Source organism: Psychrobacter piscatorii, from assembly GCF_904846415.1.
Lineage (GTDB): Bacteria > Pseudomonadota > Gammaproteobacteria > Pseudomonadales > Moraxellaceae > Psychrobacter > Psychrobacter piscatorii.
Map to the genome: position 1 here is coordinate 1 of NZ_CAJHAR010000066.1, position 5,803 is coordinate 5,803.

The window sequence follows — 5,803 nt, forward strand, 5'->3', positions numbered from 1 at the left end:
GCTTAGATGCGTATAGTTCATGGTTGCAATCTCACTTTGGTCGGTGGATAAAGACTTTGATGCTAGCGCATCTAGGTCTTTTTTTCACCTTGCATTTGGTATTGCACTTCATGTGTTAATCTAAGTAGTAATAAAATATACTACCGACTCAGTTACAAAAACCCGCTCAGTAAGCGGGTTCTTGTCATACATAAGCTGATAAAACTACTCTGGCATCTCATAAAGCAGCTTATCTAGCGTGATCGGGAAATCATAAACACGGACACCAACTGCATTATAGACAGCGTTAGCAATCGCGGCAGCAGCACCTGCAATAGCCGTCTCACCGATACCTTTGATATGCATTGGATTGGTATACGGATCATCTTCTTCTACCAATATGACCTCCAACTGCGGTACGTCCGCATTGACTGGCACATGGTACTCGGCAAGATCATGGTTACAGAGACGACCGTCACGTTTGTCATGAATGACCTCTTCCATCAACGCTGAACCGATACCAAATACCATGCCGCCATAGCATTGCGACGTGGCTGTTTTATGGTTCAGAATACGACCAGCGGCAAATGCACCTGTCATACGTTTCACCCGAATCTCGCCAGTGACTTTATGAACTGCCACTTCAGCGAAGTTCGCACCAAAAGAGGCTTGGCGATGGCTCTTACCGTTTTTACCCGGTTTTATCTGGCCTTTGGCAGTGATTTTTTGCTCATCATAATCAGCGACCACATCCGCAAGCGCGTAAGACTCTTTATTATCAAAGTTATATTTTTCTGATTGAGACTGTTCCGCTAGCACATTCTCTGATAATGAAATGCCGGTTGTTTCCGATATCTTATCAATGGTGCTATCAGCGAACGCTTGGCTGCTTTTTTTAGCTTTTTCTACCGCAGTCAGGTCATGTTTACCTACTTGCTTAATACAACCTTTATCAAGCTGAATCGTGTCAGGATAAAGCCCGACTTTGTCAGCTAGCATATCTCGTAGCTGCTCACAAGCAAGATAAATACTACTACCAGAGCTTGCAGCACCAAAACTACCGCCCGAACCAGACGCTGGTGGCAGTGCGCTATCCCCAAGCTTCATCTCGATATGATCGATTGGTAAACCCAATATATCAGCTGCGATTTGTGAAAACACCGTATAAGAACCAGTACCGATGTCAGTCATGTCCGTCTCAATCACGGCTTTGACGCCTAGCTCTTTTGAGGCATCAACTTGCAACGTTGCTCGGGCTTCTGACTGCTGTAACGAATTGCCGCGAGAAGACGCTGCCATCCCTGTACCTATCCACCAGTCCCCATCTAGCTGACTGGCGGGCTTGGCATTTCGCTCACTCCAACCGAAATGCTCAGCACCTTGTTCCATACAGGCAATCAATTGGCGCGTTGAGAAAGGAATGTCTTGACTCGGATCTTGCTCTGGCTCATTGCGACGGCGTAGCTCAACTGGATCAATCTCCAACTGTGTGGCAAGCTCGTCCATAGCACATTCAAGCGCGATCATACCTACCGCTTCGCCAGGCGCACGCATAGAGCCTGACAATACTTGGTTCATATCTACCATCTCATAATTCACACGGCGGTTTTCGCCGCGGTACAAATAGTGGGTAGACAAGGCAGACGGTTCAAAAAAACTTTCACCAGGTAAATTGCTGCTGATAGAGTCATGAATCAGAGTATTAATGACTCCTTGCTCATCGCATCCAATGGCAATACGCTGACGCGTGTTTGAGCGTCTGACCGTTGCTTCCATCACTTGTGGACGAGTCATAGTAATCAATACCGGACGACCAAGATCCTTTGAAGCAATAGCAGCAGCAATAGATTCAGGGGCAATACCAAGCTTACTACCAAAACCGCCACCAACATAATGCGCAATCAACTGCACTTGGTCTTCACTCAAATCTAGCGCATCCATCACTTGCTGCTTACAAGAAGCCAGCATTTGGTTGGCTGTATAAAGAATGAGCTTGTCGTCTTCCCAATGCGCCAACGTCGCATGTGGCTCCATGGCTGAGCTGTTTTGGCTTGGGGTATGATAAAAGCGATCGATCGTTACTTTAGCATCTGCTAGGCCTTGGTCTGGATCGCCTTGGACATTATTTTTATCAGAGCCTTTTTTTTCATCTACCGCATGTGCGTTAGAGAGTTCTTGAGTAAAGTTCAGTGCCGCTTGGTCAGTCTCATCTTTATAAGTCACTTTCAGCGCTTTAGCGCCTTCTCTTGCCGCCTCAAAAGTCTCAGCAACCACGACAGCAATAGGCTGACCATGATAAAAAATCTCGCTAACCCCTTGCTTGGGTGCTTTGGTTTGTGTCCCTTGCTGGGAGTTACGCAAAAAGTGCTCAGGATCGGTCACGACTTTAATAATATTAGGAATGCCTTTTAGAGAGTCACTATCGATACTCTCAACTTGACCTTTGGCAATGGTCGCGCCTACCAATACACCATAGGCTTGATTGTCCAAATGTATTTCGGCGCTGTATTTTGCTTGACCGCTAACCTTTAGCGAACCATCAACACGGTTGATGGGTTTACCAACCAATTTGCTTGCTGTCTTACTAAATAAAGACTCAACAGGCGCATCCATGGTCAATTTTTTGGTCGGTTCTGATTGGGTGATTGATTCAAATAATGCCATGATTATACTCCCTCGCCCGCTAATGCGCGCTGAATAACTTGTTTTAGTAGGCGACGCGTCAACGGTATTTTAAAGTCATTTTGACCATTACCTTTGGCATCATGCAATAACAGATCGGCAGCCTGCGTGATAACGTCGCTGTTGCCATCGGTATCTGTTAATAGTGCCTCAACGTCTTCATTACGCCATGGCTTGGTACCAATACCACCGAATGCCAACCGTACAGTCTTTAGGTTGCCATTGTCGTCAGCATCGATGACTGCGGCACAAGATACCAGTGCAAAGGCATAAGAAGCGCGATCACGCACTTTGTCATAGGTGTGCATGCCCTTGACAGGGGCAGGTAATACAACATGAGTAATCAGCTCGCCTGCTTCTAGCACGTTTTCGATATGCGGGGTGTCTTTTGGCAAGCAATAAAAGTCTTTCACATCGATAGCGCGAGTCGACCCGTCCGCCTTCACTGTCTCTATCGTGGCATCCAGCAAACGCATTGCCACTGCCATATCAGATGGATGCTGAGAAATACAGGCATCGCTCGTACCGAGAATGGCAAGCGTGCGGTTTTCACCATTGATAGCAGGACAGCCTGTGCCCGGCTCACGTTTGTTACAGGCACTATCCGTTTGATAAAAATAATAGCAACGAGTGCGCTGCAAGAAGTTGCCGCCCGTCGTCGCTTTGTTACGAAGCTGACCAGTCGCCCCTGCTAAAATGGCTCTCGACAATACTGGATAATTGGCTATCACATCAGGATGCCCGGCCAGATCACTATTGGTCACAAGTGTGCCAATACGCAAACCACCATCAGCAGTCGTTTCTACTTGCTCTAAGTCAAGACGCGTAATATCGACGAGTTTGATCGGTGTCTCAATCTCTAACTTCATCAGGTCTAATAAGTTGGTGCCACCTGCGATAAAAGAAGCATCTTTGCTACTGGCAGATGTCGCGGCTTGCTCTGGTGCATCAGCACGGCTATATTCAAAGCGTTTCATGAGCGGCCTCCTGTCGTACCAGTTGCTGTTTTATTATTTGCAATCTTACTATTTTTTGAGGCTTTGCCAAGTTGCGTCTCGCTGGGCGGCGGCGACCAAATACCTGTCACGCTTGAGTGTTGCGCAGCATTGTCAGCTGTTTTGGATGTAGACGCTGATACTTCATTCTCAAGCACTTGTGAGATGGCTTTGATAATATTGGGATAAGCAGAGCAACGGCAGATATTGCCACTCATGCGCTCAGCGATTTCTTGTACCAGCAGGCTATCAGGATTCTGTAGATCAGTGCTCACATGGCTTGGCCAATTTTGTTTTACTTCTTCTATCAATGCGGTCGCTGAACAGATTTGACCTGGGGTGCAATAACCACACTGAAAGGCGTCGTTGTCTTTGAACGCTTGTTGCAACGCCGATAGTGAGTCCGGCATCCCGATGCCTTCGATGGTCGTAATCTCATCACCATCATGCATGACGGCAAGTGTCAGACAGGAGTTGACTCGTCGTCCATTGATGAGCATGGTACAAGCCCCACATTGACCGTGGTCACAGCCTTTTTTGGGTCCGGTGATTTGTAAGTGCTGACGACAGACATCGAGCAATGTCGTACGGGCGTCAAGATTCTCGAGCTGATAATCCTGCTTATTGATTGTTAACGTCAAGGTAGACATGCTGGCTTCTCGCTGGCAGATGAATATAAGGGAATGGTAAAACGCCTCGTTGTTACGGCGTCAATAAATTGATTATGTCTTATCGAAGGCGATATTTTGTGTTAACTTTGTAGTCATTGCAGTGTAGTTTTTAATCCGAGGCAGTACCTGAAAGTGTGTACTACCAATCGCTGCAGGCTAACTGATAATCATTCGCTTCAATTAACCTAACTATCCACTGCTAGTTAGTATGAATTAATTTTAGTTTATCAGCACTCAAATTCAGGCCATACTATTTAGCAATATATTATGTGAAGTGGGCAATCTATTTTTTAGAAATAGGCAGTATGTTAAATAGATTTTAATAAAGAAAAGCCCTACAAACCAAAGTTTATAGGGCTATTATGAAGCTACTTTAGAACAATACTTTCAACTTCAACACGTCAAACTAGGCTTTGGTGATGATTGTTTCTTCGTCAAATCGAGACTTAGGCAGATCAGCATTAAAATCATCTTCACTACGATAGCCAAGTGAAACCATTGCAACCGCTGTATAGCCCTTACTACGTAAATCAAACTCTTCATCAAGCGCTTTTAAATCTGCGCCTTCCATTGGTACAGCATCAATACCCAAAGTCGCGGCGCCTAGTAGCAAAGCACCCATATTGAGATACAACTGCTCTATCAACCAATGCGGCTCATCTTTTTGCTCGTAACGGCAGATGTCCAAAAACATTTTACGCGTTTGATGCATTTGCTCTTTGAATTTTGGTTCTGCAAAGCGACCATCCGTATCTTCTTTGTCGAGTACTTTGTTCAAAAACTCGTCATCAGCATAGACACGGCTACAGAATACAATGACATGCGAGGCATCTTTTACTTTGGCATCATTGAATTCATACATGCCCTCAGTGCCTTTTGCAATTCGAGCTTTGCCAGCTTCGTCATCAGCAATCACAAAATGCCAAGGTTGAATATTGGTGCTTGACGGACTGAGACGTAAAATATCTTTTAGACTCTGAAAGTCTTCTGCTGATATTTTTTTATTGGTATCAAATTCTTTGGTGCTGTAACGCCATCTCATTGCTTCAGTGATATTTTTCATATATGACCCCATAGTGAGTGTTAAGTTTTTATTGCTTATTAAATTATTAGTATTAGCATTATTTATAAATAATCATCGCTAATTTCAATGGAGCAACTTTAAATAAAAACCTGTTTTGTGACCACGGCAGATTGGTTAAGTAATCACAGGTTTTGTTATCAATGCGTCAGTTGTTAGACCGTTTTTGCAAAAATTCCGGCTGTCCTACTGATAATAGTTACAATTGAGCTACCTAAGTGATAACGCATACTGTGCAGACTACATTGTAATCGATCCCTCATTCTCTTAGTATTGACTGAGTTATTTTGCAGCGAGCAAATCCCTTTAGATAGCGCTGCCCGATATACCCATCTATGAAAATCTCAAATAAAATACAAATAACAATACCTGTGAGGACATATGAACACATCAGA

General features: G+C 44.6%; 4 protein-coding genes. All 4 read right to left on the reverse strand.

Annotation, left to right across the window (positions count from 1 at the left end):
• Positions 1-204 precede the first annotated feature (204 nt).
• Positions 205-2,643, reverse strand: coding sequence for a xanthine dehydrogenase family protein molybdopterin-binding subunit (locus JMX83_RS14690; protein ID WP_201603304.1), 2,439 nt, complete (start codon positions 2,641-2,643; stop codon positions 205-207).
• 2 nt (positions 2,644-2,645) lie between these two features.
• The gene (locus JMX83_RS14695; protein WP_201603306.1) at positions 2,646-3,638 is read right to left on the reverse strand and encodes an FAD binding domain-containing protein; all 993 of its coding nucleotides are present in this window, start codon (positions 3,636-3,638) and stop codon (positions 2,646-2,648) included.
• Entirely contained in the window at positions 3,635-4,306 is a 672-nt protein-coding gene (locus JMX83_RS14700; protein WP_201603308.1) for a 2Fe-2S iron-sulfur cluster-binding protein, read from the reverse strand. The genes JMX83_RS14695 and JMX83_RS14700 overlap by 4 nt, the downstream gene beginning before the upstream one ends.
• Before the next feature lie 427 nt (positions 4,307-4,733).
• Entirely contained in the window at positions 4,734-5,390 is a 657-nt protein-coding gene (nfsB, locus tag JMX83_RS14705) for an oxygen-insensitive NAD(P)H nitroreductase (protein ID WP_201603310.1), read from the reverse strand.
• Positions 5,391-5,803: the final 413 nt, after the last annotated feature.